This is a genomic window from Pseudomonas sp. NY15437 (genome assembly GCF_048068435.1).
Classification (GTDB): domain Bacteria; phylum Pseudomonadota; class Gammaproteobacteria; order Pseudomonadales; family Pseudomonadaceae; genus Pseudomonas; species Pseudomonas nitroreducens_B.
In genome coordinates this window covers 621,332-648,065 of the sequence record NZ_JBLUQC010000001.1, presented here as the reverse complement: position 1 = coordinate 648,065, position 26,734 = coordinate 621,332, and the positions used below count along the sequence as shown (strand labels likewise).

Sequence of the window (26,734 nt, the reverse complement as noted above, 5' to 3'; positions counted from 1 at the left end):
GGATTCGAGGGTATATCCTCGGTGCTGGGCTAGTGGTTTGCCAAGGGGGTTAATGGCTAATAGCCATTTTTGTGGCGTGGGGCGTTTGTTGGAGGGGCGTATGCAAAACGAATATGACCGAGCTCTATTACTCAACGAAGTTTGGTCGGAGCCTATGAGCGTGGTTGCCCCGCGATACGGCCTCTCTGACGTAGGCCTCAAGAAATTATGCTCCAGGTTGCAAATTCCAACTCCTTCGCGTGGCCACTGGGCAAAACTTAGGGCCGGAAAACGAGTTGCCGTTACTCCAACTTTGAGGGACTACACGGGGCTGCCGATTAACTTGCTTAAGCCCAATGGGTCGCAAGCAACTACACGAGGCAATTCCCCTCAGAACAGTACGCCTGAGCCAGAGGATCCTCGCCTGCAGCCGATCCTCGAATACGAGAAGCTCCCCGATCATCAGATCGTAGTATCTGAAAGCCTGAGAAGTCCCCATGCCTTGGTGATAAAAACTCAAAAGGCATTCTCTGATCCGTATTTGGATCAACGAGACTTCCCTAGGCCACGTGGAGAAGCCTTGGATCTTCGTGTTTCTAAAACGATGCTGCCCCGGGCCCTTCGCGTGGCGGACGCGTTGATCAAAGCGATTGAGCTGCGGGGGTATTCCGTTACGCTGGATAAGAAAACCACCTACGTAAACATCTTAGGAATACGGACTGGGCTGACTTTTTTTGAGGCTGCCCGGCGCTCCAAATATCAACCGACCGAACAGGAATTGAAGAAGCTTGCACGCAATCAATGGGTGAGGATTCCTGATTGGCAGTACTACCCGACAGGGGTTCTTCAAGTTCTGGTTGCTGATGGATACGGTGGAAAGATTGTTGATTCCACCAAGAGAACCGTCGAAGAGCAGCTTAATCAGATTATCTGCGTTATCGCTCGTCGAGCAGTAGAGCATCTAATAAGCCGTGAGCAACAGGCTGTCGCAGCGGCGGAACGTCAGCACAAGCGTGATACAGCGCTAGCTCAGAAAGCGATGCAAGATGCTGAGCGCAAACAGCTCCTCGGCCTGTTAAGGAAGGCTCGTCAATGGGAGCGTGCATGTTTGCTTCGTCGGTACCTTGATGAGTTCGAGCAGACTTTACGTCAGCAAGGGCGACTGGCCCCAGAGCAATTGGAGCATCTGGCCTGGGGACGGGCAAAAGCCGATTGGCTCGACCCCTTTACTGACGCTACCGATGAATGGCTAGACAAGGTAATCGAGATACCGAGTCGATATTCGTGGTGACTTACCAATGAGCTGTACTGATGGTGTTTTCTGTTGCGCCAAAATCGGGAGCAATGACATGACTGATACCATCAAGGACTACTTCACTGCACAGCGTGCAATGGGGCTCTTTTATCGAGCTACCAGCCATTCCCGCGAGACCGGCTGCTAGCTCAGTGACGCAGCAGCCTATCATCGGCTTTGTTCAAGAAGCTGCATTGAACTGAACAAGTCCAGAATCCTATAGCCCATAGCTTTGTATCCAGTCTGGCGCTTGTTCCACATCATGAGCAAAGCTGGATGTCCGGTATCCACAAAGTCGATGATCCGCCATCCGTCTTATCCGCATGAGCCTATCGTTCGACTGCTGTCCATCGGTATGACTGTCCGAGTACATGACAACGTGCAGTGCTAGCCCTTCGATCTGTCGGAGGCCGCATGGGCTAGCGGTGGCCGCTTGATTGAGGACGCTGGTCGTACCAATTCAGGAAGTCCTGAAAGGACGTGGTGTCCGCAAATTTCCAGTAGTGAAGCGAATTGCCGACCTTGAGATTCGGGCAGTTCTTCGCATTGAGGTTGGAGTTGCGACGCTCGTTGGCCGCATAGAGGCGGATCGGAGAGATCGGAGCGCCCGCTAGTGCGACCTCCTCAGTCCAGCAGTAAATCGATTGTTGAGTTCGCTGTAACGCTAATTGGCGGCCGAGACGGGTGGAAAAGCCGGCAATGTATTTAGTCGGAGCTGCGATCCGGTGAAGCATTTCAGCGCAGAGGACTTCGGCTTGTTGGGCAATCTTTGTCATGAGGTTCATCTCGAGACGGTCGATAGGGACGCGTTGTGCGGCGCAGCACCCAGCGCATCAGGATCGGGTTCTGACGAGAACACTTCTGGGGCTAGATCAGGTTCACGTAGCATCAAACCAGGACTGTGGGCGTGAAGTTCCGACGTCCTTTTAACCAGCGCAATGCGTCATGGGAGTCCACGACTGTCCTGATGCCCTCTTTACGGGTAGGAAGGCGATCTGGCGCAGTGGGTTGAGTGGCGTTACGGACGGACTTCTCGTTCATCTGCGCCAGAAATGCGACCTCAAGCAGGCTGAGGTAGCCACAGTCTGTGTTCTGGAGAACGGTGGGCAGGGCTTGTTCGGCTGCATGGCCCAACGTGTCGATATCCAGTCGCGCCCGGATCGCGCCCAACTTGAACAACTTCTCAAGGCCTGGCGCCCGGGAGTTCGCACTATGAAATTCAGCGTCCCAACGCGCCTGGTTGATAAAGGATGAGAAATCCAGCCAGTGGTCATCCTGGATACCGATGCCGGTAGTCCTTAGAAGGCCGTCAACAGCGTACGCGTAACAGCTCTTGGTAATGGCGAGGAAATGGCCGGCCCCGCCCAGCACTTTGTCCAAGGCCTCAGCGTCACAGCGGTATTTTTCGGATTCTGCTTTCAAGTGGCCCACATAGGCGGCACATACCTCATCGCACAGGTCTTCATAGGTAACCTTGGTGTCAGGTTTGGCGAATTGGCAGATCTTGTCTTCGAGGCCCATATGTTCCACTCGTCTTGGAATGTGAGTAGGCTAAGGCGTAAATATTCCTGTGTCAATGGAACATTCCATGGCATTTGGAATATTTAATGAGCGCGAATCTGAGGTCACTGGAACACGCCTGCGAGGTGGCACTTTGATGGCTATCCTGCCTAAGGCAGAATGTGCACCTCCGCTGAAAGGAGCTGAAAATGGCTATCCCCCTGATACCGATTTTGACTGCCCTGGCTGCTGGTGGCTCGCTTGTCCCCCACTATGGAGGCGGCATGATCGTCACCTCGGTCGCCTCCGGCTATGTGGCCGGTACTTATCTGAGCACCGCCGCGATTTCGTCACTTGTCTACACCGCTGGCGCCTCTCTCCTTGCCGCAGCGGGAGTAACCGCCGTATCAGTCGCTGGCGTTAGAACCGCACTCACAGGCGCTGGCAGCGCGGTCATTGGCAGCTCGGGCCTATTCGGAACCAGTATCGGCGCGAGCGGAATCACCGGTTCGCTTATGTCCGCTGGCGTCATTTCATCGACCCCAATCGCCGTGCCGGTAGGAATCGGCCTTGGCGTCGCCAGCGCCGGCGTCATTGGTTTTTCCGTACTGCGGATGCGCAACCTGAAACGTAAATTGGCCACAGAGCAGGGGGATGGCGAGCTTCACTTCTCGGACAAAGAAGCGAAGCTTGTCGAAAGAATAATTAAATGGGTCGGCCGAAAAGGCCTGAAATAACGAGGGATGGCTTGGCCAGATTCAGGTAGGGGTTGGGCTTGCCGGGCCCTTTGTCGACCCCCGGTCTCGTAAACACTCGACTTGGCGTTGGACTGCCCGCTAGTATTGCGGGCAGGCGCCCGCCAAACTTGCACACGAGTTAAAAAAGGCATTCCTCTCTATAGCTTGAAACCACCTACCGCACGGCCGTGCGGGGCTTAAACGTGTGCTGCTCGCTCCTATCGGCTGTGCACAGAGGATGGTTTCATGTCACTCAAAGCACTCGCATTCAGCGTTAAGCATCACCTCCAACCAGTGATCGGCGTACCGATTGCGCATAGTCATGTCTATGAGCTGCTGGCTGCCGCCTACGGCTTCTGCTCAAGCGCTGCCTTGAACTCCGACCATGTGCTGGCGGTTGCGGCGAATGGCTCCGGGCGAACGGTTGATCCGGTACTGCTCCAGCGCCGCCTGGCGGAGCTCGGGTACGGGGAGTTCGCGATTCAGATGGGCACAAGCCTAGCTACATATATAAAGGAGGGGAGATTGACGTGCTACAACCTGGGGCGCGTCGTTTCCATATTGCAGGATGATCCGTTCGAGCTGCTGGATGTCGAGACAGCTGCTGAGCTTCAGGTGCTGATCGACGGGCTGAGCAAGCTTGCGGAGAAAGGAAGTTCGGCTGCTCACTTCGCGCTTGGGCTCATATATAGAAGTGAGCTCACGGGCGATGACCATCAGCCAGGGATGGGAGGTGAGTATTGGCTCGAGCGATTGCAGTCCGGTGAGGCATTGGCAGGCGTTCAGCTTGAGTGGGCGATCGCCGCACAGGAGATCCAGCAGAGAAGGGCACTTAGCTGTTCTCACCTGATGCGCGCGGCAGCGCTTGGCCATGACGGCGCAGTGTTGGAACTGGCTGAGATGGACGAGGATCCTCGATGGCTTGAGCAAGCCTGGAACCTTGACTCAGTAGAAGACCCTCTGCGCCTGGCAGAACTGGCCTATGACCACGGCCGCGAAGATGATGCTCGACGCTGGTATTACGTTGCGGCGGCGCAAGGAAATACCGAAGCCATGAGGATGCTCGTGGAGGAGCTGGAGCCGGACAATCACTTTCAGGGATGGGTCTGGATCTATCTATCTGCAGAGCTGGGTGACGACATTCGCCAGAGCAGCATGCACGCTTACCACGATGGTGGTGCCTATGCCGGAGAGATGTACGACGACGACATAGGCGGGCCGCTATACGTAGATGGTGATGAGGGCGTGGATATCGCTGCCTTGGGCGCTTCCTCTGATGCTCGAGCACGACTTCTGGCAAAGGAGCTGTATGCCAAGCTGAACGACTCGCCCACGGATATCGGATGACGAGTCAACGGTAGCAATATCTTCGCGAAGACGGCGGAGTTAGAACTTGCTTATTTGGCCGGTCAGAGTAGGATATTTACAGTTCTTGACAACTTGTCAATTTGTGAGGTGGAAAGTAACTTTTGGCGAAAGTAGATTTTCGTTAAATAACTTTGGCCGAAGCTGAAATTAACTTTGACCGAACTGTTGTCTAACGCTGATTTTCAGAAGCGTCAAAGTTGATTATCTTTTCCCACCTACAGCCGCCAGGCAAAAAGAAAGGGCCCTTCGGGGCCCTTTTCTTTTGCTTCGTGGAAAGCCTCAGGAGGCTTCGGCCACCGTCTGTGGCGTAGCGTCGGCCGGCAGCTCGCCCATATCGCGCAGGGTCTGGATGACCCAGTTCTCGGCGCGCTGGTTGAGCTCGGTGATGGCGCGGGCGCCCTCGCCTTCGGCATGCATGGCCGGGCCGATCACTACCTGGATGGTGCCGGGGTATTTCGCCCAGCCGTTTTTCGGCCAGCAGTGCCCGGCATTGTGAGCGATCGGCAGTACCGGCAGGTTGGCGTTGACCGCCAGGGCGGCGCCGCCGCGGGAGAACTTGCCGATCTGGCCGGTGGGCACGCGGGTGCCTTCCGGGAAGATCAGCACCCAGGCGCCCTGCTTCAGGCGCTCGTCGCCCTGCTTGGCCATCTGCTTGAGGGCGACCTTGGGCTGGTCGCGGTTGATGGCGATGGGCTTGAGCAACGCCATCGCCCAGCCGAAGAACGGCACGAACAGCAGCTCGCGCTTGAGCACCTGGGCGAGCGGTTCGAAGTAGCCGGTGAGGAAGAACGTCTCCCAGGTGCTCTGGTGCTTGGAGAGGATCACGCAGGGCTGGTCCGGGATGTTTTCCACGCCCTTGAGTTCGTAGCGCACGCCGACCATCCACGACGCCAGCCAGACGGCGAACTTGCACCAGGCCTGGGCGACGAAACGGTAGCGCGCCCGGAACGGCAGGAAGGGCGCGATGAGCAGGCTGAGGGTGCCCCAGACGAAAGCGCTGGACGACAGCAGCAGGTAGAAGAGAACGGTTCTGATGGCCTGCACGGTCGACATGGGCGTTGAATCCTCAGGAAAGTAGATGGTCGGCAACCGCCGCCAGATCGTCGAATACCCGCGTGCCGTCGGGCAGCGGCTTGGTCAGGGTGCGCTCGCCCTTGCCGGTCTTTACCAACACGGGCTGACAATCGACGGCCAACGCCGCGTCCAGGTCACCCCGGCTGTCACCCACGAACCAGACGCCGCGCAGATCCACACCGTAATGCTGGGCAATCTGCCGCAGCATACCGGGTTTCGGCTTGCGGCAGTCGCAACCCTCATCCGGGCCGTGGGGGCAGTAGACGACGACCCCGAGTTCACCGCCCTGCTCCGCCACCAGCTCACGCAGGCGCGTATGCATGCTTTCCAGGGTGGCGAGGTCGTAGTAGCCGCGGGCGATGCCCGACTGGTTGGTGGCCACGGCGACCGTCCAGCCGGCTTTGCTCAGGCGGGCGATGGCGGCGATTGCGCCGGGAATCGGGATCCACTCGTTGAGGGTTTTGATGTAGGCGTCGGAGTCCTGGTTGATGACACCGTCGCGGTCGAGGATCAGTAGCTTCATGCTGGGAAGGTCACGCGCTTGAAGAGTCGGAAATGAAAAAGCCGGAAGTCCGTCACGGCGAACCGTTGCGAACTTCCGGCTTTCAGCTGGGCATCAACCCAGCAGCGAGATGTCGGCGACGCCGAGGAACAACCCGCGCAGCTTGGCCAGCAGCGCGTAGCGGTTGGCCTTCACGGCGTTGTCGTCCGCGTTGACCAGCACTTCCTCGAAGAAGGCATCGACCGGCGCACGCAGGGCCGCCAGGCGGGCCAGGGCCGCGCGATAGTCGCGTGCCGCGGCCAGCGGAGCCACTTCGCTCTCGGCAGCCGCCACGGCGCTGCCAAGGGCCTTCTCGGCGGCCTCGGTGAACAGGCTGGCATTGACGGCGGCAGGCACCTCGCCTTCGGCCTTGGCCAGGATGTTCGACACACGCTTGTTGGCGGCCGCCAGGGCGCCGGCTTCGGCCAACTGACGGAAGGCCTGCACGGCCTGTACGCGCTGGTCGAAGTCCAGCGGAGCGGTCGGCTTGAGCGCCCGCACCGCCTGGTACGCCGCCACATCCACGCCTTCGTCCTCGTAGCGGGCACGCAGGCGGTCGAAGACGAAGTCCTGCACCTGCTCGGACAGGCCTTCGGCCTTCACCTTGTCGCCGTATTGGGCCACGGCGACGCCGATGGCATCGACCAGGTCCAGGTCCAGCTGCTTCTCGATGAGGATGCGCAGCACGCCGAGGGCGGCACGGCGCAGGGCGTACGGGTCCTTGCTGCCGGTGGGCAGCATGCCGATGCCGAAGATGCCCACCAGGGTGTCGAGCTTGTCGGCCACGGCCACCGCAGCACCGGTCAGGGTGCTCGGCAGCTCGGCACCGGCGCCGCGGGGCATGTACTGCTCGTTCAGCGCCAGGGCGACGTCCTTCGCCTCGCCACCGGCGGTGGCGTAGTAGTAACCGGCGATGCCCTGCATCTCCGGGAACTCGCCGACCATCTCGGTGGCCAGGTCGCACTTGGAGAGGATGCCGGCGCGGGCGGCGTTGGTCGCGTCACCGCCGATGCGCTCGGCGATGTAGGCGGCCAGCGTGGAGACGCGCTCGGCCTTCTCGTACACCGTGCCGAGCTGGGCCTGGAACACCACGTTCTTCAGGCGGGCGTTGAAGGCTTCCAGCGGCTGCTTCTGGTCCTGCTTGAAGAAGAACTCGGCGTCGGTCAGGCGCGGGCGCACGACCTTCTCGTTGCCGGAGACGATGTGCTCCGGCGCCTTGCTCTCGATGTTGGCCACGGTGATGAAGCGCGGCAGCAGCTTGCCGTTGGCGTCCAGCAGGCAGAAGTACTTCTGGTTGTCCTGCATGGTGGTGATCAGGGCTTCCTGCGGCACGGCGAGGAAACGCTCTTCGAAGGAGCACACCAGCGGCACCGGCCACTCGACCAGCGCAGTCACTTCGTCCAGCAGGTCGGCGGGAACGATGGCACTGCCCTTCTGCTCGGCGGCCAGTTCGGCCACGCGCCTGGAGATGATTTCGCGGCGTTCGGCGAAGTCGGCCAGCACATGGGCGCTGCGCAGGTCTTCCAGGTAGTTGGCCGGTGCGGAGATGCGCACGTTGGCCGGGTTGTGGAAGCGATGGCCGCGGGACTCGCGACCGGCCTTGCGGGTGAGGATCTCGCAGTCGACGACGTCATCGCCGAACAGCATCACCAGCCACTGGGTCGGGCGCACGAACTCTTCGCGGCGGGCCGCCCAGCGCATACGCTTGGGAATCGGCAGATCGTTCAGCGAGCCTTCGACGATGCCCGGCAGCAGGCCGACAGCCGGCTGCCCGGCGATGGTCTGGCTGAACTTGAGCTTCGGGCCGCTCTTGTCGATCTGTTCCAGGTCCACGCCGCATTTCTTGGCGAAGCCGAGGGCGGCCTGGGTCGGGTTGCCGCTGGCGTCGAAGGCCGCCTGCAGCGGCGGGCCATCGAGGTTCACGGTGCGGTCGGGCTGCTGCACGGCGAGCTGGTCGATCTGCACGGCCAGGCGGCGCGGCGCGGCGTAGCAGCGCGCGGCGGCGTAGGTCAGGCCAGCGGCCTTGAGGCCCTTCTCGATGCCGGCCAGGAAGGCTTCACCGAGGCTTTTCAGCGCCTTGGGTGGCAGCTCTTCGGTGCCCAGTTCGACGAGGAAATCCTTGGCGCTCATTATTCGGCCTCCTTCAGCTTGGCCAGTACTTCGTCACGCAGTTCAGGGGTGGCCATCGGGAAGCCGAGGCGAGCGCGGGCCTGCAGGTAGCTCTGCGCCACGGCGCGGGCCAGGGTGCGCACGCGCAGGATGTAGCGCTGACGCTCGGTCACCGAGATAGCGCGGCGGGCGTCCAGCAGGTTGAAGGTGTGCGAGGCCTTGAGGACCATCTCGTAGGTCGGCAGCGGCAGTTGCAGCTCGATCAGGCGGTTGGCTTCGCTTTCGTAGAAATCGAACAGCTCGAACAGCTTCTCGACGTTGGCGTGTTCGAAGTTGTAGGTCGACTGTTCCACTTCGTTCTGGTGGAACACGTCGCCGTAGGTGACCTTGCCGAACGGACCGTCGGCCCACACCAGGTCATACACCGAGTCGACGCCCTGGATGTACATGGCCAGGCGTTCCAGGCCGTAGGTGATCTCGCCGGTGACCGGGTAGCACTCGATGCCGCCGACCTGCTGGAAGTAGGTGAACTGGGTCACTTCCATGCCGTTCAGCCAGATTTCCCAGCCCAGGCCCCAGGCGCCGAGGGTCGGCGATTCCCAGTTGTCCTCGACGAAGCGGATGTCATGGACCAGCGGGTCGATGCCGATGGCCTGCAGCGAGCCCAGGTACAGCTCCTGGAAGTTCTCCGGGTTGGGCTTCAGGACCACCTGGAACTGGTAGTAGTGCTGCAGGCGGTTGGGGTTCTCGCCATAGCGGCCGTCGGTGGGACGGCGGCTCGGTTGCACGTACGCCGCGTTCCAGGTTTCCGGGCCCACGGCACGGAGGAAGGTAGCGGTGTGGAAGGTGCCGGCGCCTACTTCCATGTCGTAGGGCTGCAGCACCACACAGCCCTGATCGGCCCAGTATTTTTGCAGGGCGAGGATCAGGTCCTGGAAGGTGGGCACGGCGGGCGTAGTCTGGCTCACGAATTTCACCTGTGCTGGATATGCGACTAAAACCCGGCAGTATACCCCAAGACGCTTGCAGCTTGGGCTTCACAGCGATTTTTGCGTGACCGTTTGCGCCCTGTCGCAGGCGTGAAAATTCGGCTGGAAGACTGTATTTTTGTACAGTCTTCTGTCTATAGTCAGAGCCTTCCCGTTTTCAAGGACGACCGCCATGCCCCGCTGCTCCTGGTGTAACCACGACCCGCTGTACATCGCCTATCACGATGCCGAATGGGGCGTGCCGCAGCGCGACGCCCGCGCGCTGTTCGAGATGCTCATCCTCGAAGGCGCCCAGGCCGGCCTGTCGTGGATCACCGTGCTGAAGAAGCGCGAGCGCTACCGCGAGGTGCTGTTCGGCTTCGATCCCGAGCGCCTGGCGCGCATGACCGACGAGGAAATCGAAGAACGCATGCAGGACCCGGGCATCATCCGCAACTTCGCCAAGCTCAAGGCAGCGCGGCAGAACGCCCAGGCCTGGCTGAAGCTGGAGGACCCGGTGGCCTTCCTCTGGTCCTTCGTCGGCGGCCAGCCCAAGGTCAACCACTTCAGCGGCCGCGGCGACGTGCCGGCGGTCACGCCCGAGGCCGAGGCCATGAGCAAGGCCTTGCGCAAGGCCGGCTTCAACTTCGTCGGCCCGACCATCTGCTACGCCTTCATGCAGGCCACCGGCATGGTGATGGACCATACCGTCGACTGCGACCGCTACGCCGAGCTCTGCTGATCAGCGGTAGGCGCGAGCCCAACGCCGTTGCCCGCCGGGAAACTCGGTTCGCGAGCAAGCTCGCTCCTACAGGGATAGGCATGCTGCGCTGATGCACGTGGTTCATCGGGGTGATCGAGACACGCCTTTCGCCTTCGTTCCGCGCCACTGGTTAGAATGTGCGCTCCTGCAAGAAGGAGTTATCCGTGGAGAAATTCAAGGGCGCGCTGGTGGTGGGCTTCCTGCGCTTGTTCGCCATGCTGCCGTGGCGCGCGGTGGGCGCATTGGGCGCCGGCATCGGCTGGCTGATGTGGAAGCTGCCCAATCGGTCCCGCGAGATCGTGCGGATCAACCTGTCGCACTGCTTCCCCGAACTGTCCGAGGCCGAGCTGGAAAAGCTGGTTGGCCAGAGCCTGATGGACATCGGCCGCACGCTCACCGAGAGCGCCTGCGCCTGGATGTGGTCGCCGCAGAAGTCGCTGCAGTACATCCGTGAAGTCGAAGGCATGGAAGTGCTGGAAGAAGCGCTGGCTTCCGGCGACGGCCTGGTCGGCATCACCAGCCACCTGGGCAACTGGGAAGTGCTCAACCACTTCTACTGCTCCTACGCCAAGCCGATCATTTTCTACCGCCCGCCCAAGCTCAAGGCCGTGGACGAGCTGCTGAAGAAGCAGCGTGTGCAGCTGGGCAACCGTGTCGCGCCCTCGACGCCCGAAGGCATCAAGAGCGTGATCAAGGAAGTGAAGAACGGCGGCTGCGTCGGCATCCCCTGCGACCCGGAGCCGGACCTGGGTTCGGGCCTGTTCGTGCCGTACCTGGGCACCACGGCGCTGACCAGCAAGTTCGTGCCCTCGCTGCTTGCACGCGGCAAGGCCCGTGGCGTGTTCTTCCACGCCGTGCGCCTGCCCGATGGCAGCGGCTACAAGGTGATCCTCGAGGCCGCGCCGTCGGACATGTACGACAAGGACATGAACGTGTCGGTCGCTGCGCTCAGCCGCGAGCTGGCCAAGTACGTGCGCGCCTATCCCAGCCAGTACATGTGGACCATGAAGCGCTTCAAGAAGCGGCCCGAGGGAGAGGCCCGTTGGTACTGATTCAGTCTGGGGCGGTATAGCCGGCCTCAAGGATTCGCGAGCAAGCTCGCTCCTACGAAAAGCACGTGGTTCCCACCTGTAGGAGCGAGCTTGCTCGCAAACCGCCCCATGCAACGTTGTTGCCGGCGGCTCCCGAAACAGGCCACACAGGGTGTTGCCCGCTCATCAATCAGGAATGACCCCATGCTCGGCCTGCCGACCACCGCCACCGCGCCATTCTGTCCCTCGGAAGTCAAAGGCAGCATCCAGGTCGCCGCCGGCGCGCCGTTGTGGAAGCGCATCCTGCAGTTCGCCGGCCCCGGCCTGCTGGTCTCCATCGGCTACATGGACCCGGGCAACTGGGCCACCGCCATCGAAGCCGGCTCCGGCTTCGGCTACCAGCTGCTGTTCGTGGTGCTGCTCTCCAGCCTCGCCGGGATGGTCCTGCAATGCCTGGCGATGCGCCTGGGGATCGTCACCGGCCAGGACCTGGCGCAGCTCTCGCGCAGCCGCTACAGCCTCGGCACCGCGCGCCTGCAATGGCTGCTGGCGGAGCTGTCGATCGTCGCCACGGACCTGGCCGAAGTGCTCGGCTGCGCCCTGGCCTTCCACCTGCTGCTGGGCGTCGACCTAGTCACCGGGGTGATCCTCACCGCCTTCGACACGCTCATCGTGCTGGGCCTCAAGGGGCAGCGCTTCCGCCATCTGGAAGCGATCATGCTCGGCCTGATCGTCACCATCGGCGGCTGCTACCTGGTCGAGCTGATCCTCATCAAGCCCTACTGGCCAGACGTCGCTGCCGGCTTCCTGCCCAGCTGGGACGCGGTGACCCAGCGCGAGCCGCTGTACCTGGCGATTGGCATCCTCGGCGCCACGGTGATGCCGCACAACCTCTACCTGCACTCCTCCATCGTGCAGACGCGGCAGGTCAGCGGCAGCGGCGGCAAGACCGCGGCGATCCGCCTGACGCGCATCGACACCGTGGTGTCGCTGAGCCTCGCGCTGCTGGTCAACGCGGCGATCCTGATCCTTGCGGCCGCCGCCTTCCACGAGACCGGGCACACCGGTGTCACCGAGATCCAGGACGCTTACCGCCTGCTCGAACCGCTGGTGGGCACCGGCCTGGCGGCGATCCTCTTCGGCGTTGCGCTGCTCGCCTCCGGGCAGAGTTCCACCTTCACCGGCACCATCGCCGGGCAGGTGATCATGGATGGCTTCCTGCAGATGAAAATCCCCTGCTGGCAACGCCGCCTGATCACCCGTGCCCTGGCGCTGATCCCGGCGCTGATCGGCGTGGTGCTGCTGGGCGACAAGGCGGTGGGCAAGCTGCTGGTGTTCAGCCAGGTGGTGCTGAGCCTGCAGCTGCCGTTCGCGCTATGGCCGCTGATCCGCTTCACCAGCGATCGCGCGCTGATGGGCGAGTTCGCCAACTCCCTGCCCACCCGCCTGCTGGCCTGGACCTTGTTCGGCGTCATCAGCGCCGCCAATCTCTGGCTGCTCCTGCAGTTGCTGGCTTGACCTGACCCATAGGTTTCAGGCCCATTAGTGGGCTGACATTCAGGACGGATGCCATTTCATGTCGAACCAACGGCAATACCCGCGTACCCCGATGAAGTGCCGGATCAAGATCAGCCATGCCAGCTTCGGCGACGTGTTCGGCCATACCCGCGATCTGTCCGACGGCGGCGTGTACGTGCGTCACGAGGTGCTCGCCGCGCTGCCGGCCGGCACCCGGGTGACCGGCCAGGTGCAGGACATGCCCTTCGATGCGCCGATCCTCGAAATGGAAGTGATGCGCACCGACGGCGAGGGCGCGGGTTTCCGCTTCGTCGGCAACGCCTGATCGGCGGCCCTGCCGTGGGGCGCCGAACCTGCCGCGGGCGAAAGCCCGCTCGCTCCCGTGCCCGCCCGCTGCGTTGCACAAAATTTGCGCAATAAAACCTGACTTGCAGGTCCGGATCTTATACAATGCGCGCCGCTCGGCATGGTGCCGGGCATGGGTTCCCTCACCCCATCGACGAAAAAGGCCCAAGCATGTCGGCATCCCTTCCGGCGGCTCGGCGCGGCGCACTCGCCGGCCTGGTCGCGTTCCACATCCTGATCATCATCGCCAGCAACTACCTGGTGCAGCTGCCGATGACCCTGTTCGGCTGGCACACCACCTGGGGCGCCTTCAGCTTCCCGTTCATCTTCCTGGCCACCGACCTCACCGTTCGTCTCCTCGGCAAGCGCCCGGCACGGCTGGTCATCGCGCGGGTGATGGTCCCGGCACTGTTGGCGTCCTACGTCATCTCGGTGATCTTCCAGGAAGGCGCCTTCAGGGGCTTTGCCTCGCTGGGCGAATTCAACACCTTCGTGGCGCGGATTTCCCTGGCCAGCTTCCTCGCCTACGTGTTCGGGCAGATCCTCGACATTCAGGTCTTCGACCGCCTGCGGCGCATGCGCCAGTGGTGGATCGCCCCGGTGGTGTCGACCCTGTTCGGCAACCTGCTGGACACCTTCACCTTCTTCTCCATCGCCTTCTGGCACAGCGACAACGCCTTTATGGCCGAACACTGGGTGGAGATCGCCTGGGTCGACTACGGCGTGAAGCTGGCGGTCATGCTGATGTTGTTCGTGCCGCTCTACGGCATGCTGCTCAGCGCGATCACCCGCAACCTGCTCCGCCAGCCCGCGACGGCCTGAGACCGGCAGAACAGAGTCGGCACTGACCTGCCGACCGGAACGAAGGGCGCTCAGGCGCCCTTCGTCTTGTCCAGCTTGCGCAGGAACACGGTCATTTCCTTTTCCGCCTGCTTGTCGCCGTGGGCCTGGGCGGCGGCCAGGCCATCGGTCCAGGCGCTTCGCGCGCCGTCGAGGTCGTCCTGGGCCTGCAATGCCTTGCCCAGCAGCTTCCAGGCGGCGGAGTACTTCGGGTCCTGCTCCACGCAGCGGCGCAGGTGTTCGGCGGCCTTCGGCGCATCCCCGGCATCCAGGTAACCCTTGCCCAGGCCGAAGCGTAGCAGCGGGTTGTCCACGCCCTTGGCAAGCATCTTTTCCAGCGAATCGATCATGGCGAGCCTCCGTCAGAGGTCGCCATTCTGCCTCACGAAGGGCGCCTCAGGTGCGCCAGAACGCGGGCGTCAGCAGGATCAGCAGGGAAAACACCTCCAGGCGCCCCAGGACCATCGCCAGGCTCAGCACCAGCTTGGCGCTGCCCGGCAGGTTGCCGTAGTGCACGGCCGCCTCGCCCAGCGCCGGCCCCAGGTTGTTCAGGCAGGACGCAAGGGTGGAGAACGCGGTGAGCTGGTCCACGCCCAGGGCCAGCAGGACCAGCATCAGGGTGACGAAGGTCAGCAGGTAGATCGAGAAGAACGCCCACACCGATTCCACCACGCGGTCGGAGACCGTACGCCGGCCCAGCTTGACCAGGAACACCCCGTTGGGATGCAGCAGGCGCAGGAATTCGCGCATGCCCTGGCGATACACCAGCAGCATGCGCATCACCTTCATCCCGCCGCCGGTGGAGCCGGCGCAGGCGCCGACGAAGGTGCTGTAGAGCAGCAGGTAGGGCAGCAGAGTTGGCCAGCTGCTGAAGTCCGCCAGGCCGAAGCCGGTGGTGGTGGCCACCGAGATCACCATGAACGCGGCATAGCGGATCGACTGCAGCGGCGAGTCGTAGTGGTGCTTGAGGATCAGCGTGGTGGCCGTGATCAGGAACAGCACCAGCAGGAGCCCCAGGTAGGCGCGGCATTCGGTGTCCATCAGGTAGTGGCGCAGGCTGCGTTGCCGCCAGGCGATGAAGTGCAGGCTGAAGTTGATCCCCGAGATCACCAGGAAGGTCATGCAGATCAGCTCGATCAGTGGGCTGTCGAAATAGCCGATGCTGGCGTCATGGGTGGAGAAGCCGCCGATGGCGATGGTCGAGAAGCTGTGGCCGATGGCGTCGAACAGGTTCATGCCCGCCGCCCAGTAGGCCAGCGCGCAGGCCACGGTCAGGCCGCAGTAGATCATCCACAGGGTCTTGGCGGTGTCGGCGATGCGCGGGGAGAGCTTGTGATCCTTCAGCGGGCCGGGCATTTCCGCGCGGTACAGCTGCATGCCGCCGATGCCGAGCATCGGCATCACCGCCACGGCCAGCACCACGATGCCCATGCCGCCGAGCCATTGCAGCTGCTGGCGGTAGTAGAGGATCGCGTGGGGCAGCGCGTCGAGGCCGGTGAGCACGGTGGCGCCGGTGGTGGACAGGCCGGAGAAGGATTCGAACAGCGCGTCGATCACGCCCATGTGCGGCGCCGTCGACAGGGCGAAGGGCAAGGCGCCGAAGGAGCCGAGGACGATCCAGAACAGCGCGGTCACCAGGTAGCCATCGCGGATGCGCAGGTCCTGCTTGTGCCGGCGGCACGGCCACCAGATGCAGAAGCCGGTCAGCAGCGTGACCAGGAAGGACAGCGCGAACGGCTGCCAGGCGCGCTCGGCATAGTGAAGATCGACGAGCAGGGGCGGCAGGTGCGTGGCGCTGAACAGCATCAGCAGCACGCCGAGGATTCGACCGATGGAGGAGTAGCGCATGACCGGAGGCAGACGGGCTGGAACAGGTCGCGCAGGGTGACAAGGCAGGCTGACCGGCGCAGTAGGAACCGTCTGAAACTGCCTCGGAATCAGCTGACAGGGCCGCCATACGACGGCCCCTGGCGGATCAGAAGAAGGTCAGGCCGGCCTGGAACAGCCGCTCGACGTCGCGGATGCGCTTCTTGTCCACCACGAAGAGGATCACGTGGTCGCCGGACTCGATCTTCGTCTCGCCGTGGGCGATCAACACGTCGTCGTCGCGGATCACCGCGCCGATAGTGGTGCCCGGTGGCAGCTGCACCTCGTTGATCTTGCGGCCGATCACCTTGCTCGACTTGGCGTCGCCATGGGCGACCACCTCGATGGCCTCGGCGGCGCCACGGCGCAGGGAGTGCACGCTCTCGATATCGCCGCGGCGCACGTGGGTCAGCAGAGTGCCGATGGTGGCCAGCTGGGGGCTGATGGCGATGTCGATCTCGCCGCCCTGCACCAGGTCGACGTAGGCGGGGTTGTTGATCAGGGTCATCACCTTGCGCGCGCCCAGCCGCTTGGCCAGCAGCGAGGACATGATGTTGGCCTCGTCGTCGTTGGTCAGCGCGAGGAACAGATCGGTGTCGCCGATGTTCTCCTCCAGCAGCAGGTCACGGTCCGACGCGCTGCCCTGCAGCACGATGGAGCTGTCCAGGCTGTCGGACAGGTGCCGGCAGCGCGCCGGGTTCATCTCGATGATCTTCACCTGGTAGCGGCTCTCGATGGCTTCGGCCAGGCGTTCGCCGATGTTGCCGCCGCCGGCGATGATGATCCGCTTGTAGCTGTCCTCCAGCCGGCGCATCTCGCCCATCACCGCGCGGATGTGGGCCTTGGCGGCGATGAAGAACACCTCGTCGTCGGCCTCGATCACCGTGTCGCCCTGGGGGATGATCGGCCGGTTGCGCCGGTAGATCGCCGCCACGCGGGTATCGGCATTGGGCATGTGCTCGCGCAGCTGGCGCAGCTCCTGGCCCACCAGCGGGCCGCCGTAGTAGGCGCGGATGCCCACCAGCTGCGCCTTGCCCTCGGCGAAGTCGATCACCTGCAGGGCGCCGGGGTATTCCACCAGGCGCTTGATGTAGTTGGTCACCACCTGCTCGGGGCTGATCAGCACGTCGACCGGGATCGCCTCGTTGTCGAACAACCCGGCGCGGGTCAGGTACGCCGCCTCGCGCACGCGTGCGATACGGGTGGGCGTGTTGAACAGGGTGTAGGCGACCTGGCAGGCGACCATGTTCACCTCGTCGCTGTTGGTCACCGCCACCAGCATGTCGGCGTCGTCGGCGCCGGCCTGGCGCAGCACGGTGGGGAACGAGGCCTTGCCGTGGACGGTGCGGATGTCCAGGCGGTCGTTGAGGTCGCGCAGGCGCTCGCCGTCGGTGTCGACGACGGTGATGTCATTGGCTTCGCTGGCCAGGTGTTCGGCCAGAGTGCCGCCGACCTGGCCGGCACCGAGGATGATGATCTTCATGAGAGCTCTTGGTTGACTCCTCGGGAGAGGGATGGCGAGCTGGAGCAAGACGAGAAGCGCGTGGTTTCGATGCCGAGTGTACGAATGTCACCGCGCATTCGAAACCGTGCCCGGGCGACGTCTCGTCAACGCGCCGCAGCCCGTGTGGCCTATCGCGCTGAGATCTTGATCAGCTTGGCATAATAGAAACCGTCATGCCCGCCGGGCTGTGGCAGCAGCTGGCGCCCATGGGGCTGCTTGATGCCCCACGGGCCGGGCAGGTCCAGTTCGCGGGCGCCGGGGGTGCGGGCGAGGAAGGCGGCCATCTGCTCGCTGTTCTCCCGCGGCAACACCGAGCAGGTCGCGTAGACCATTACGCCGCCGACCTCGAGGGTCGCCCACAGCGCGTCGAGCAGCTCGCTCTGCAGCTGTGCCAGCGCCTCGATGTCTTCGGCGGTGCGGGTCAGCTTGATGTCCGGATGGCGGCGGATCACCCCGGTGGCGGAACACGGCGCGTCCAGCAGGATGCGCTGGAAGGCCTTGCCGTCCCACCACTTCGCGGTGTCGCGAGCGTCGGCGGCGAACAGCTCGGCCGAAAGCTGCAGGCGGGCGAGGTTCTCGCGCACGCGCACCAGGCGGCTCTCTTCCAGGTCCACGGCGACCACGCCGGCCAGCGCCGGCTCGGCTTCCATCAGGTGGCAGGTCTTGCCGCCGGGGGCGCAGCAGGCGTCCAGCACGCGCTGGTTCGGCGCCAGCTCCAGGAGGTCGGCGGCCAATTGCGCGGCCTCGTCCTGCACGCTGACGCGGCCTTCGGCGAAGCCCGGCAGCTCGCGCACGTCGCACGGCTGCACCAGGTTGATGCCATCGCGGCTGAACGCGCAAGCCGTGGCGTCGAAGCCGACCCGGTTCAACTCCTCCAGATAGGCATCGCGGCTGCCGTGGCGGCGGTTCACCCGCAGGGTCATCGGTGGGTGCGCGTTGTTGGCGGCGCAGATCGCTTCGAACTGCTCCGGCCAGGACTTCTTCAGCGCCTTCTGCAGCCAGCGCGGGTGCGCCAGGCGCGCGGCCGGGTCCTTGTCGACCTCGGCCAGCAGGGTTTCGCTCTCGCGCTGCGCGCGGCGCAGCACGGCGTTGAGCAGGCCCTTGGCCCAGGGCTTCTTCAGCTTGTCCGCGCAGCCGACCGTCTCGCCAATGGCGGCGTGCGGCGGAATACGGGTGTAGAGCAGCTGGTACAGGCCGACCAGCAGCAGCGCCTCGACGTCACGGTCGCCGGCCTTGAACGGCTTCTGCAGCAGGCGCGCGGCCAGGGTGGACAGGCGCGGCTGCCAGCGGGCGGCGCCGAAGGCCAGCTCCTGCACCAGGCCACGGTCGCGCGGCTCGACGTTCTCCAGCTGGGTCGGCAGCGAGCTGCCCAGGGAGGCGCGGCCGGCGAGCACGGCGGCCAGCGCGCGGGCCGCCGCCAGACGGGGATTGGTACTCATGCGCCCAGCACCTGCCCTGGCGCGAACTGCTCGCGGCGGCTGTTGAACAGGTCGGCGAAGGCCAGCGGCTTGCCACCGGGCAGCTGCAGGCGGGTCAGCAGCAACGCGCCTTCACCGCAGGCGACCAGCAGGCCGTCGCGGCTGGCCTCGAGAATCCTGCCGGGCTCGCCCTTGCCCTGCCCCGGCCTGGCGCCGAGCACCTTCAGCGCCGCATCGCCCAGGGTGGTGTGGCACACCGGCCAGGGGGTGAAGGCGCGAATGCGGCGCTCCAGTTCGTCGGCCGGGCGCGTCCAGTCGATGCGCGCCTCTTCCTTGTTCAGCTTGTGGGCGTAGGTGGCCAGGGCATCGTCCTGCACCTCGCCCTTGAGCGTGCCGGCGGCGAGGCCAGCAATGGCCTCGACCACGGCCTTCGGGCCCAGCTCGGCGAGGCGTTCGTGCAGGCTGCCGCCGGTATCGTCGGCGGAAATCGGGGTGCTGACCTTGAGCAGCATCGGCCCGGTGTCCAGGCCCGCTTCCATCTGCATCACCGTCACGCCGCTCTGCGCATCGCCTGCCTCCACCGCGCGCTGGATCGGCGCGGCGCCGCGCCAGCGCGGCAGCAGGGAGGCGTGGCTGTTGATGCAACCCAGGCGCGGGATGTCCAGCACCGCCTGCGGCAGGATCAGCCCATAGGCCACCACCACCATCAGGTCCGGCGCCAGCGCAGCCAGCTCCGCCTGGGCGGCGGGATCGCGCAGGGTCGGCGGCTGCAGTACGGCCAGGCCGTTGTCCATGGCGAGCTGCTTGACCGGGCTGGGCATCAGCTTCTGGCCGCGGCCGGCCGGGCGGTCCGGCTGGGTGTAGACAGCGACGATCTCGTGGGGAGTATCGAGCAGGGCCTTGAGGTGTTCGGCGGCGAATTCCGGGGTACCGGCGAAGACGATGCGCAGTGCTTGGCTCATTTCTGGCTCACAAAAAACAAAAGGCTTGCCGGGGCAAGCCTTTGGGGGATGGGGTCACGCCTGTTGCCGGTGCTGCTTTTCCAGCTTCTTGCGGATGCGGTCGCGCTTGAGGTTGGACAGGTAGTCGACGAACAGCTTGCCGTTCAGGTGATCGCACTCGTGCTGGATGCACACCGCGAGCAGGCCCTCGGCCTCTTCCTCGAACGGGTTGCCGTCGCGATCCTGGGCCTTGATCCGCACTTTCTGGGGACGGTCTACATTTTCGTAGAAGCCCGGCACCGACAGGCAGCCTTCCTGGTACTGGTCCATTTCCTCGGTGAGGAATTCGAACTCGGGGTTGATGTACACCCGGGGTTCGGACTTGTCCTCGGACAGGTCCATCACCACGACGCGCTTGTGCACGTTGACCTGCGTCGCCGCCAGGCCAATGCCCGGCGCCTCGTACATGGTCTCGAACATGTCGTCGATCAGCGTGCGCAGGGCATCATCGAAGACCGTGACCGGCTTGGCGATGGTCCGCAGGCGCGGATCGGGGAATTCGAGAATGTTCAGAATGGCCATATACGTTTGTGATGCACTTGTGGAATAAAGTCAAAATCGACTGCTAATATGCTGAGCAGCATCGAAAAACGCTGGAAAGCGCGGTAGGGGCGGCTTCCAGGCGTTTCATGTGTACACATAATAAAGGGATTCACCGCATGAGGAAAACACTACTCGCCCTGCTGCTGCTCGCCGCAGGCGGGGTGGCGCAGGCTGCCGTGCAGCTCAAGGAAGGCCATCCGGATCGCTATACCGTAGTGAAGGGCGACACCCTCTGGGACATCTCCGGCAAGTTCCTCAGCAAGCCGTGGAAGTGGCCGGAAATCTGGCAGGTGAATCCGCAGATCCAGAACCCGCACCTGATCTATCCGGGTGACGTGCTGAGCCTGACCTATATCGATGGCCAACCGCGCCTGGTGCTCAACCGCGGCGAGTCCCGCGGGACCATCAAGCTGTCGCCGCGCGTGCGCAGCACGCCGATCGCCGAGGCGATCCCGACCATCCCGCTGGACAAGATCAACGCCTTCCTGCTGTCCAACCGCATCGTCGACACCGACGCCGACTTCTCCAACGCCCCCTATGTGGTTGCCGGCGACCAGGAGAGCGTGATCAGCGGCGCCGGCGACCGCGCCTACGCCCGCGGCAACTCGCTGTCGGAGCAGAACAGCTACGGCATCTTCCGCCAGGCCAAGGTCTACACCGACCCGGAAACCAACGAAGTCCTGGGCATCGATGCCATGGACGTCGGCGGCGCCAACGTCACGGCGAAGGAAGGCGACATCGCCACCCTCAACCTGACCCGCACCACCCAGGAAGTGCGCCCGGGCGACCGCCTGTTCCCCACCGAGGAACGCGCGATCAACTCGACCTTCATGCCCAGCGAGCCGAGCGCGCCGATCAAGGGCACCATCATCGACGTGCCGCGCGGCGTGACCCAGATCGGCAAGTACGACGTGGTGACCATCGACAAGGGCGCCCGCGACGGCTTGGCCGAAGGCAACGTGCTGGCGATCTACAAGCTGGGTGAAACCGTACGCGATCGCGTCACCGATGAAATGGTGAAGATCCCGGACGAGCGTTCCGGCCTGCTGATGATCTTCCGCACCTACAACCGCCTGAGCTACGGCCTGGTGCTCAACGCCACCCGTTCGCTGGAAGTCAACGACCGCGTCCTCAATCCCTGATGCGTGTCTGACTCGAAGAAACCCCGCCTCGGCGGGGTTTTTTATGGGCGCGATCCGGAACGGTCTGACAGCCCGGGCGCCGGCCTGCGCGGCATAGTCCGGAGGTCTTCCGCCGCCAAGGATTGCGCCATGTCCGCCGAGTCGCCCTGCCCCGTCTCCCCTGCCGAACTGGAAGCGCGGCTGCGCCTGCACGCCCTGCCCGAGCTGGGCCCGCGACGTTTTCGCCGCCTGCTGGAGGCCTTCGGCTCGGCGTCCGCCGCCTTGAGTGCGCCGGCATCGGCCTGGCGCTCCCTGGGCCTGCCCGCCGCCTGTGCCGAGCCGCGCCGCTATGCCGGCATCCGCGAACAGGCCGCCGCGGCGTTGCGCTGGCTGGAGGCGCCGCAGCACCACCTGCTCATGTGGGACGCGGCGATCTATCCCGCCCTACTGGCGGAGCTGGGTGATGCCCCGCCGCTGCTGTTCGTGGCCGGCGCGCCGGAGTTGCTGGAGCGGCCGCAGCTGGCCATCGTCGGCAGCCGCCGGGCCAGCAGGCCGGGGCTGGACACCGCGCGCGCCTTCGCCCGCAGCCTGGCGGGCGGCGGCTTCGTGATCACCAGCGGGTTGGCCCTGGGCATCGATGGCGCCGCCCATGAAGGGGCGCTGGAAGCTGGCGGCAAGACAGTCGCCGTGCTGGGAACGGGGCTGGAGCACCTCTATCCGCGCCGCCATCTCGGGCTGGCCGAACGCATCGTCGAGCAGGGCGGCGCGGTGATCTCCGAGCTGCCGCTGAACTGCGCGCCGCAGGCCTCGAATTTCCCCCGGCGCAATCGCATCATCAGCGGGCTGTCGCTGGGCACGCTGGTGGTGGAGGCCAGCCCTTCCAGTGGTTCGCTGATCACCGCGCGCCTGGCCGCCGAGCAGGGTCGCGAGGTCTACGCCATCCCGGGGTCGATCCATCATCCCGGCGCGCGCGGCTGCCATGAGCTGATCCGCCAGGGCGCGACGCTGGTGGAAACCGTCGAGCACATCCTCGAAGGCCTGCGGGGCTGGACCCACGGCGCGCCGGCGGTGCACCCCGCGCCTGCGCTGCCGGCGCACCCGCTGGTCGATCTGCTGCGCGCCGCCCCGCAAAGCAGCGAACAACTGGCGCTGCGCAGTGGCCTGGAGCTGCCGCAGGTACTGGTGGAGCTCACCGAACTGGAGCTGGACGGACGGGTGGCCTGCGAGGCCGGCGTCTGGGTGCATCGCGCCCCTTGAGCACGTAAACTGCCGCGCATCGCAGATCCGAGGAGTGTTCGATGTACAGCAACTGGCGTACCCAGCGCATGGCCCAGGTCGTGCGCGATGGCGGTGTGATCGCCTACCCGACCGAAGCCGTCTGGGGCCTGGGCTGCGACCCGTGGAGCGCCGACGCCGTGTACCGCCTGCTGGCGATCAAGGCGCGCCCGGTGGAAAAGGGCATGATCGTGGTGGCCGGCGACATCAGCCAGTTCGACTTCCTCCTCGACGACCTGCCCGACGCCTGGCAGGACACGCTCGCCGCCAGCTGGCCCGGCCCGAACACCTGGCTGGTGCCGCACCAGGGCCGCCTGCCCGAGTGGGTGACCGGCGAGCACGATACCGTGGCCCTGCGCGTCACCGACCACCCGCTGGTGCGCGAGCTGTGCCAATTCACCGGCCCGCTGATCTCCACCTCCGCCAACCCCGCTGGCCGTCCGCCGGCGCGCAGCCGCCTGCGGGTGGAACAGTACTTCCGTGGCGAGCTGGATGGCGTACTGGGCGGCGCCCTCGGCGGGCGCCGCAATCCCAGCCTGATCCGCGATCTGCGTACCGGCGAAATCGTACGTCCGTCCTGACCCTGCAGGCGCGGATCTTATCCGCGAAACCGGCCGACAGGCCGGCGGTGGCTGGTTGCACCGGTATTGCGGTGATCGCGGAGAAGCTCCGCTCCTGCGAAAGCAGTTCCCGGCGTCTGTCTCCGGCACGGCGAACCGTTGTGCCGTGCGCATTTGTAGGAGCGGGCCACGCCCGCGATCGCGCCCATGGGGCGCTCCCACAGGGTTACGGCAGCAGAATGGTCGACCCGGTCGTGCGTCGCGCCGCCAGCTCGGTCTGCGCCTTGGCGGCATCCGCCAGGGCGAAGCGCTGGTTGATCTCCACCTTCACCTTGCCGCTGGTGATCATGCCGAACAGGTCGTCGGCCATGGCCTGCAGCCGCTCCGGCGTGCTGGCGTAGCCGAATAGCGTGGGCCGGGTGACGTAGAGCGAGCCCTTCTGCGACAGGATGCCCAGGTTTACCCCATCCACCGGCCCGGAAGCGTTGCCGAAGCTCACCACCAGGCCGCGCTGGGCGGTGCAGTCCAGCGATGTCAGCCAGGTGTCCTTGCCCACCGAGTCGTAGACCACCGGGCACTTCTTGCCGTCGGTGAGCGCCAGCACGCGCTCGACCACGTTCTCGTGGCTGTAGTCGATGGTTGCCCAGGCGCCGTGGGCCTTCGCCAGTTCCGCCTTGGCGGCCGAACTCACGGTGCCGATCAGGTGCGCGCCGATGGCCTTGGCCCACTGGCAGGCGATCAGCCCGACGCCGCCGGCAGCGGCGTGCCAGAGGATGGTCTGGCCCGGCTGCACGTTGTAGGTCTGGCGCAGCAGGTACTGCACGGTGAGGCCCTTGAGCATGACGGCGGCGGCCTGCTCGAAGGTGATCGCATCCGGCAGTTTCACCACGCTCGCCGCCGGCAGCACGTGCTGCTCGCTGTACGCACCCAGCGGGCCGGTTGCGTAGCCGACGCGGTCGCCGACCTTCACGTTGGTCACCGCGCTGCCCACCGCCTCCACCTCACCGGCGCCTTCGGTACCGACGCCGGAGGGCAGGCTCGGCGCGGGATACAGGCCGCTGCGGTAGTAGGTGTCGATGAAGTTCAGGCCGATGGCGCGGTTGCGCACCCGCACCTCGTTCGGGCCGGGCTCGGCCGGGGTGTAGTCGACGATCTCGAGCACTTCCGGGCCGCCGGTCTTGGCGAATTGAACACGCTTGGCCATGTCGCTCTCCTGATGGCGCGAGGCGCTGCCTCGCCGGGGAAAAGACTTTCATCCAAGCCGCCCGCATGACGGGCGTCAAGACCAGCTTTGCCGTCGGCGATGGTATGCTGGCGCCCGTTTTCGTACCCGAACCCCGCTCCGGCCCGCGCCACGCGTGGCTTTCCCGCTCCAAGGTGATTCTCGTGACCGATCGCATCGAGGCCGTGAAGGCCTACCTGCTCGACCTGCAAGACCGCATCTGCGCCGCACTCGAAGCCGAGGACGGCAGCGCCCGCTTCGTCGAGGACGCCTGGCAGCGGCCGGCGGGTGGCGGCGGTCGGACGCGGGTCATCGGTGACGGCGCGCTGATCGAGAAGGGCGGGGTGAACTTCTCCCACGTGTTCGGCGCCGGCCTGCCGCCCAGCGCCAGCGCGCACCGCCCGGAACTGGCCGGGCGCGGCTTCCAGGCGCTGGGCGTGTCGCTGGTGATCCACCCGACCAACCCCCACGTGCCCACCTCCCACGCCAACGTGCGCTTCTTCATCGCCGAGAAGGAAGGCGAGGAAGCGGTCTGGTGGTTCGGCGGCGGCTTCGACCTGACGCCCTACTACGCCCATGAGGAAGACTGCGTGCTCTGGCACCAGGTCGCCCGCGACGCCTGCGCCCCCTTCGGCGAGGACATCTACCCGCGCTACAAGGAGTGGTGCGACCGCTATTTCCACATCAAGCACCGCAACGAACCGCGCGGTGTCGGCGGCCTGTTCTTCGACGACCTGAACCAGTGGGATTTCGACACCAGCTTCGCCTTCCTGCGCGCCATCGGCGATGCCTACATCGACGCCTACCTGCCCATCGTGCGCAAGCGCAAGGACACCCCCTACACGGAGCAGCAGCGCGAGTTCCAGGCCTTCCGCCGGGGCCGCTACGTCGAGTTCAACCTGGTCTACGACCGCGGCACCCTGTTCGGCCTGCAGTCGGGCGGGCGCACCGAGTCGATCCTCATGTCGCTGCCGCCGCAGGTGCGCTGGGGCTACGACTGGAAACCCGAGCCGGGCAGCGAGGAAGCGCGCCTGACCGAGTACTTCCTCACCGACCGGGACTGGCTGGCGCAGGGCTGACCATCGTCCGACTGTAGGAGCGGATCTTATTCGCGATGCCGCCGCCAGGCCCGTGGTGGAAGATTGCACCGCTATCGCGGTGATCGCGGAGAAGCTCCGCTCCTACGAGAGCCTATTCCCCTACATTTGTAGGAGCGGGCCATGCCCGCGATCGCGCCCATGGGGCGCTCCTACAGGCTTGGCACCGAGGGGGGAAAACGGCAATCTCTGCGCCTTCCCGTTTTTCACGCTCCAGGATTCTGAATGGACCGCTACTGCGTCTTCGGCAACCCCATCGGCCACAGCAAGTCGCCGCAGATCCATCGTCTGTTCGCCGAGCAGACCGGCCAGGCGCTGAGCTATGACGCGCGGCTGGCGCCGCTGGACGACTTTGCCGGAAATGCCCGCGCGTTCTTCGAGCAGGGCCTGGGCGGCAACGTCACCGTGCCGTTCAAGGAAGACGCCTACCGCCTGGCCACCGAGCTGACCGAGCGCGCGCGCCGGGCCGGTGCGGTGAACACGCTGAAGAAGCTCGACGGTGGCGGACTGCTGGGCGACAACACCGATGGCGCCGGGCTGACCCGCGACCTGACGGTGAACCACGGCGTCGCCCTGCGTGGCGCGCGCATCCTGGTGCTGGGCGCCGGTGGCGCGGTGCGCGGTATCCTCGAACCCTTCCTCGGCCAGCAGCCGGCCTGCGTCGTCATCGCCAATCGCACGGCATCGAAGGCCGAGCAGCTGGCGCAGGAATTTCAGGACCTGGGCCCGGTCAGCGGTGGTGGTTTCGACCTGCATGCGGAGCCGTTCGACCTGATCGTCAACGGCACCTCGGCCTCCCTGGCCGGCGAGCTGCCGCCCATCGACCCGGCGCTGATCCGGCCGGGGCATACCGTCTGCTACGACATGATGTACGGCCGCGACGAGACCGCCTTCAACCACTGGGCCGCCGAGCATGGCGCGGCACGCTGTATCGACGGGCTGGGCATGCTGGTGGAGCAGGCGGCGGAAGCCTTCCTGCTGTGGCGCGGCGTGCGCCCGGATTCGGCGCCGGTGCTGGACGCATTGCGGCGGCAGCTCAAGGGCTGATCCAAACCCTGTA

General features: G+C 64.8%; 26 protein-coding genes. 13 read left to right on the top strand and 13 right to left on the bottom strand.

Going from position 1 to position 26,734, the window contains the following annotated elements; translation table 11 throughout:
- Nucleotides 1–100 precede the first annotated feature (100 nt).
- The gene (locus tag ACNFIA_RS03055; RefSeq protein WP_416782822.1) at nt 101–1,270 is read left to right on the top strand and encodes a hypothetical protein; all 1,170 of its coding nucleotides are present in this window, start codon (nt 101–103) and stop codon (nt 1,268–1,270) included.
- A 422-nt stretch (nt 1,271–1,692) separates the two neighbouring features.
- Here the strand turns inward: ACNFIA_RS03055 and ACNFIA_RS03050 are convergent, their stop codons facing one another.
- Both ACNFIA_RS03050 and ACNFIA_RS03045 read right to left on the bottom strand, forming a co-directional pair.
- Nucleotides 1,693–2,049, bottom strand: a complete 357-nt coding sequence (locus tag ACNFIA_RS03050; RefSeq protein ID WP_416782821.1) for a hypothetical protein — start codon at nt 2,047–2,049, stop codon at nt 1,693–1,695.
- A 112-nt stretch (nt 2,050–2,161) separates the two neighbouring features.
- Nucleotides 2,162–2,794 (bottom strand): hypothetical protein, encoded by a 633-nt coding sequence (locus tag ACNFIA_RS03045; protein ID WP_416782820.1) that lies wholly within the window; start codon nt 2,792–2,794, stop codon nt 2,162–2,164.
- A gap of 188 nt (nt 2,795–2,982) precedes the next feature.
- Between ACNFIA_RS03045 and ACNFIA_RS03040 the strand changes: the two genes are divergently transcribed.
- Together ACNFIA_RS03040 and ACNFIA_RS03035 are read left to right on the top strand one after the other, a co-directional pair.
- On the top strand, nt 2,983–3,510 hold the full coding sequence (locus ACNFIA_RS03040; protein ID WP_416782819.1) for a hypothetical protein: 528 nt from the start codon (nt 2,983–2,985) through the stop codon (nt 3,508–3,510).
- A gap of 246 nt (nt 3,511–3,756) precedes the next feature.
- Nucleotides 3,757–4,857, top strand: a complete 1,101-nt coding sequence (locus tag ACNFIA_RS03035) for a hypothetical protein (RefSeq protein WP_416782818.1) — start codon at nt 3,757–3,759, stop codon at nt 4,855–4,857.
- Between the two features lie 300 nt (nt 4,858–5,157).
- Here the strand turns inward: ACNFIA_RS03035 and ACNFIA_RS03030 are convergent, their stop codons facing one another.
- The 4 genes from ACNFIA_RS03030 to glyQ all read right to left on the bottom strand — a co-directional run bounded on the left by ACNFIA_RS03030 (nt 5,158) and on the right by glyQ (nt 9,570).
- A complete protein-coding gene (locus tag ACNFIA_RS03030; RefSeq protein ID WP_259758303.1) occupies nt 5,158–5,931 on the bottom strand; it encodes a lysophospholipid acyltransferase family protein in 774 nt (257 codons plus the stop codon).
- Between the two features lie 13 nt (nt 5,932–5,944).
- On the bottom strand, nt 5,945–6,475 hold the full coding sequence (gmhB, locus tag ACNFIA_RS03025) for a D-glycero-beta-D-manno-heptose 1,7-bisphosphate 7-phosphatase (RefSeq protein WP_416782817.1): 531 nt from the start codon (nt 6,473–6,475) through the stop codon (nt 5,945–5,947).
- Between the two features lie 93 nt (nt 6,476–6,568).
- On the bottom strand, nt 6,569–8,623 hold the full coding sequence (glyS, locus tag ACNFIA_RS03020) for a glycine--tRNA ligase subunit beta (protein WP_416782816.1): 2,055 nt from the start codon (nt 8,621–8,623) through the stop codon (nt 6,569–6,571).
- Nucleotides 8,623–9,570 (bottom strand): glycine--tRNA ligase subunit alpha, encoded by a 948-nt coding sequence (gene glyQ / locus ACNFIA_RS03015; protein ID WP_015474809.1) that lies wholly within the window; start codon nt 9,568–9,570, stop codon nt 8,623–8,625. The genes glyS and glyQ overlap by 1 nt, the downstream gene beginning before the upstream one ends.
- 193 nt (nt 9,571–9,763) lie before the next feature.
- On the opposite strand from glyQ, the gene ACNFIA_RS03010 reads away from it, so the two are divergent.
- The 5 genes from ACNFIA_RS03010 to ACNFIA_RS02990 all read left to right on the top strand — a co-directional run bounded on the left by ACNFIA_RS03010 (nt 9,764) and on the right by ACNFIA_RS02990 (nt 14,049).
- The gene (locus ACNFIA_RS03010; RefSeq protein WP_259758307.1) at nt 9,764–10,312 is read left to right on the top strand and encodes a DNA-3-methyladenine glycosylase I; all 549 of its coding nucleotides are present in this window, start codon (nt 9,764–9,766) and stop codon (nt 10,310–10,312) included.
- A gap of 185 nt (nt 10,313–10,497) precedes the next feature.
- Nucleotides 10,498–11,385, top strand: a complete 888-nt coding sequence (locus ACNFIA_RS03005; RefSeq protein ID WP_416782815.1) for a lysophospholipid acyltransferase — start codon at nt 10,498–10,500, stop codon at nt 11,383–11,385.
- A gap of 183 nt (nt 11,386–11,568) precedes the next feature.
- Complete coding sequence (locus ACNFIA_RS03000; RefSeq protein ID WP_416782813.1) at nt 11,569–12,882, top strand: Nramp family divalent metal transporter; 1,314 nt, start codon at nt 11,569–11,571, stop codon at nt 12,880–12,882.
- Nucleotides 12,883–12,940: 58 nt separating this feature from the next.
- Nucleotides 12,941–13,207: a PilZ domain-containing protein gene (locus ACNFIA_RS02995; RefSeq protein ID WP_259758311.1), complete on the top strand. Its 267-nt coding sequence runs from the start codon at nt 12,941–12,943 to the stop codon at nt 13,205–13,207.
- 191 nt (nt 13,208–13,398) lie between these two features.
- Nucleotides 13,399–14,049: a 7-cyano-7-deazaguanine/7-aminomethyl-7-deazaguanine transporter gene (locus ACNFIA_RS02990; RefSeq protein WP_416782812.1), complete on the top strand. Its 651-nt coding sequence runs from the start codon at nt 13,399–13,401 to the stop codon at nt 14,047–14,049.
- Nucleotides 14,050–14,099: 50 nt separating this feature from the next.
- Here ACNFIA_RS02990 and ACNFIA_RS02985 read toward each other — a convergent pair whose 3' ends face one another.
- The 6 genes from ACNFIA_RS02985 to def form a co-directional block, all read right to left on the bottom strand.
- On the bottom strand, nt 14,100–14,417 hold the full coding sequence (locus tag ACNFIA_RS02985) for a tetratricopeptide repeat protein (RefSeq protein WP_259758313.1): 318 nt from the start codon (nt 14,415–14,417) through the stop codon (nt 14,100–14,102).
- A gap of 46 nt (nt 14,418–14,463) precedes the next feature.
- Entirely contained in the window at nt 14,464–15,915 is a 1,452-nt protein-coding gene (locus tag ACNFIA_RS02980) for a TrkH family potassium uptake protein (RefSeq protein ID WP_259758314.1), read from the bottom strand.
- Between the two features lie 127 nt (nt 15,916–16,042).
- Nucleotides 16,043–17,416, bottom strand: coding sequence for a Trk system potassium transporter TrkA (gene trkA, locus ACNFIA_RS02975; RefSeq protein ID WP_017518880.1), 1,374 nt, complete (start codon nt 17,414–17,416; stop codon nt 16,043–16,045).
- Between the two features lie 149 nt (nt 17,417–17,565).
- Nucleotides 17,566–18,876 (bottom strand): 16S rRNA (cytosine(967)-C(5))-methyltransferase RsmB, encoded by a 1,311-nt coding sequence (gene rsmB / locus ACNFIA_RS02970; RefSeq protein ID WP_416782811.1) that lies wholly within the window; start codon nt 18,874–18,876, stop codon nt 17,566–17,568.
- Nucleotides 18,873–19,817 (bottom strand): methionyl-tRNA formyltransferase, encoded by a 945-nt coding sequence (gene fmt, locus ACNFIA_RS02965; RefSeq protein WP_416782810.1) that lies wholly within the window; start codon nt 19,815–19,817, stop codon nt 18,873–18,875. Before fmt ends, rsmB begins: the two co-directional genes overlap by 4 nt.
- A gap of 54 nt (nt 19,818–19,871) precedes the next feature.
- On the bottom strand, nt 19,872–20,378 hold the full coding sequence (def, locus tag ACNFIA_RS02960; RefSeq protein ID WP_259758317.1) for a peptide deformylase: 507 nt from the start codon (nt 20,376–20,378) through the stop codon (nt 19,872–19,874).
- A 137-nt stretch (nt 20,379–20,515) separates the two neighbouring features.
- Here def and ACNFIA_RS02955 point away from each other — a divergent pair, with 137 nt between their 5' ends.
- From ACNFIA_RS02955 to ACNFIA_RS02945, 3 genes are all read left to right on the top strand, one after another.
- Entirely contained in the window at nt 20,516–21,541 is a 1,026-nt protein-coding gene (locus tag ACNFIA_RS02955; protein WP_259758318.1) for a LysM peptidoglycan-binding domain-containing protein, read from the top strand.
- A 129-nt stretch (nt 21,542–21,670) separates the two neighbouring features.
- On the top strand, nt 21,671–22,777 hold the full coding sequence (gene dprA / locus ACNFIA_RS02950; protein WP_416782809.1) for a DNA-processing protein DprA: 1,107 nt from the start codon (nt 21,671–21,673) through the stop codon (nt 22,775–22,777).
- A 41-nt stretch (nt 22,778–22,818) separates the two neighbouring features.
- Complete coding sequence (locus ACNFIA_RS02945; RefSeq protein WP_416782808.1) at nt 22,819–23,376, top strand: L-threonylcarbamoyladenylate synthase; 558 nt, start codon at nt 22,819–22,821, stop codon at nt 23,374–23,376.
- A 205-nt stretch (nt 23,377–23,581) separates the two neighbouring features.
- Here the strand turns inward: ACNFIA_RS02945 and ACNFIA_RS02940 are convergent, their stop codons facing one another.
- Nucleotides 23,582–24,559, bottom strand: coding sequence for an NADPH:quinone reductase (locus ACNFIA_RS02940; RefSeq protein WP_259758321.1), 978 nt, complete (start codon nt 24,557–24,559; stop codon nt 23,582–23,584).
- Between the two features lie 182 nt (nt 24,560–24,741).
- Between ACNFIA_RS02940 and hemF the strand changes: the two genes are divergently transcribed.
- Both hemF and aroE read left to right on the top strand, forming a co-directional pair.
- A complete protein-coding gene (hemF, locus tag ACNFIA_RS02935) occupies nt 24,742–25,656 on the top strand; it encodes an oxygen-dependent coproporphyrinogen oxidase (RefSeq protein ID WP_416782807.1) in 915 nt (304 codons plus the stop codon).
- Between the two features lie 243 nt (nt 25,657–25,899).
- Nucleotides 25,900–26,721 (top strand): shikimate dehydrogenase, encoded by an 822-nt coding sequence (aroE, locus tag ACNFIA_RS02930; RefSeq protein WP_416782806.1) that lies wholly within the window; start codon nt 25,900–25,902, stop codon nt 26,719–26,721.
- Nucleotides 26,722–26,734 lie beyond the last annotated feature (13 nt).

Coding starts and splice junctions, on each gene's coding strand:
- ACNFIA_RS02955 (WP_259758318.1), top strand. CDS start 20,516: ATGAGGAAAACACTACTCGCCCTGCTGCTGCTCGCCGCAGGCGGGGTG.
- dprA (WP_416782809.1), top strand. CDS start 21,671: ATGTCCGCCGAGTCGCCCTGCCCCGTCTCCCCTGCCGAACTGGAAGCG.
- ACNFIA_RS03045 (WP_416782820.1), bottom strand. CDS start 2,794: ATGGGCCTCGAAGACAAGATCTGCCAATTCGCCAAACCTGACACCAAG.
- ACNFIA_RS03030 (WP_259758303.1), bottom strand. CDS start 5,931: ATGTCGACCGTGCAGGCCATCAGAACCGTTCTCTTCTACCTGCTGCTG.
- ACNFIA_RS02995 (WP_259758311.1), top strand. CDS start 12,941: ATGTCGAACCAACGGCAATACCCGCGTACCCCGATGAAGTGCCGGATC.
- ACNFIA_RS02980 (WP_259758314.1), bottom strand. CDS start 15,915: ATGCGCTACTCCTCCATCGGTCGAATCCTCGGCGTGCTGCTGATGCTG.
- ACNFIA_RS03035 (WP_416782818.1), top strand. CDS start 3,757: ATGTCACTCAAAGCACTCGCATTCAGCGTTAAGCATCACCTCCAACCA.
- glyS (WP_416782816.1), bottom strand. CDS start 8,623: ATGAGCGCCAAGGATTTCCTCGTCGAACTGGGCACCGAAGAGCTGCCA.
- rsmB (WP_416782811.1), bottom strand. CDS start 18,876: ATGAGTACCAATCCCCGTCTGGCGGCGGCCCGCGCGCTGGCCGCCGTG.
- ACNFIA_RS02985 (WP_259758313.1), bottom strand. CDS start 14,417: ATGATCGATTCGCTGGAAAAGATGCTTGCCAAGGGCGTGGACAACCCG.
- fmt (WP_416782810.1), bottom strand. CDS start 19,817: ATGAGCCAAGCACTGCGCATCGTCTTCGCCGGTACCCCGGAATTCGCC.
- ACNFIA_RS03010 (WP_259758307.1), top strand. CDS start 9,764: ATGCCCCGCTGCTCCTGGTGTAACCACGACCCGCTGTACATCGCCTAT.
- trkA (WP_017518880.1), bottom strand. CDS start 17,416: ATGAAGATCATCATCCTCGGTGCCGGCCAGGTCGGCGGCACTCTGGCC.
- ACNFIA_RS03040 (WP_416782819.1), top strand. CDS start 2,983: ATGGCTATCCCCCTGATACCGATTTTGACTGCCCTGGCTGCTGGTGGC.
- ACNFIA_RS03055 (WP_416782822.1), top strand. CDS start 101: ATGCAAAACGAATATGACCGAGCTCTATTACTCAACGAAGTTTGGTCG.
- ACNFIA_RS02940 (WP_259758321.1), bottom strand. CDS start 24,559: ATGGCCAAGCGTGTTCAATTCGCCAAGACCGGCGGCCCGGAAGTGCTC.
- ACNFIA_RS03050 (WP_416782821.1), bottom strand. CDS start 2,049: ATGACAAAGATTGCCCAACAAGCCGAAGTCCTCTGCGCTGAAATGCTT.
- def (WP_259758317.1), bottom strand. CDS start 20,378: ATGGCCATTCTGAACATTCTCGAATTCCCCGATCCGCGCCTGCGGACC.
- gmhB (WP_416782817.1), bottom strand. CDS start 6,475: ATGAAGCTACTGATCCTCGACCGCGACGGTGTCATCAACCAGGACTCC.
- ACNFIA_RS03000 (WP_416782813.1), top strand. CDS start 11,569: ATGCTCGGCCTGCCGACCACCGCCACCGCGCCATTCTGTCCCTCGGAA.
- ACNFIA_RS02990 (WP_416782812.1), top strand. CDS start 13,399: ATGTCGGCATCCCTTCCGGCGGCTCGGCGCGGCGCACTCGCCGGCCTG.
- ACNFIA_RS02945 (WP_416782808.1), top strand. CDS start 22,819: ATGTACAGCAACTGGCGTACCCAGCGCATGGCCCAGGTCGTGCGCGAT.
- aroE (WP_416782806.1), top strand. CDS start 25,900: ATGGACCGCTACTGCGTCTTCGGCAACCCCATCGGCCACAGCAAGTCG.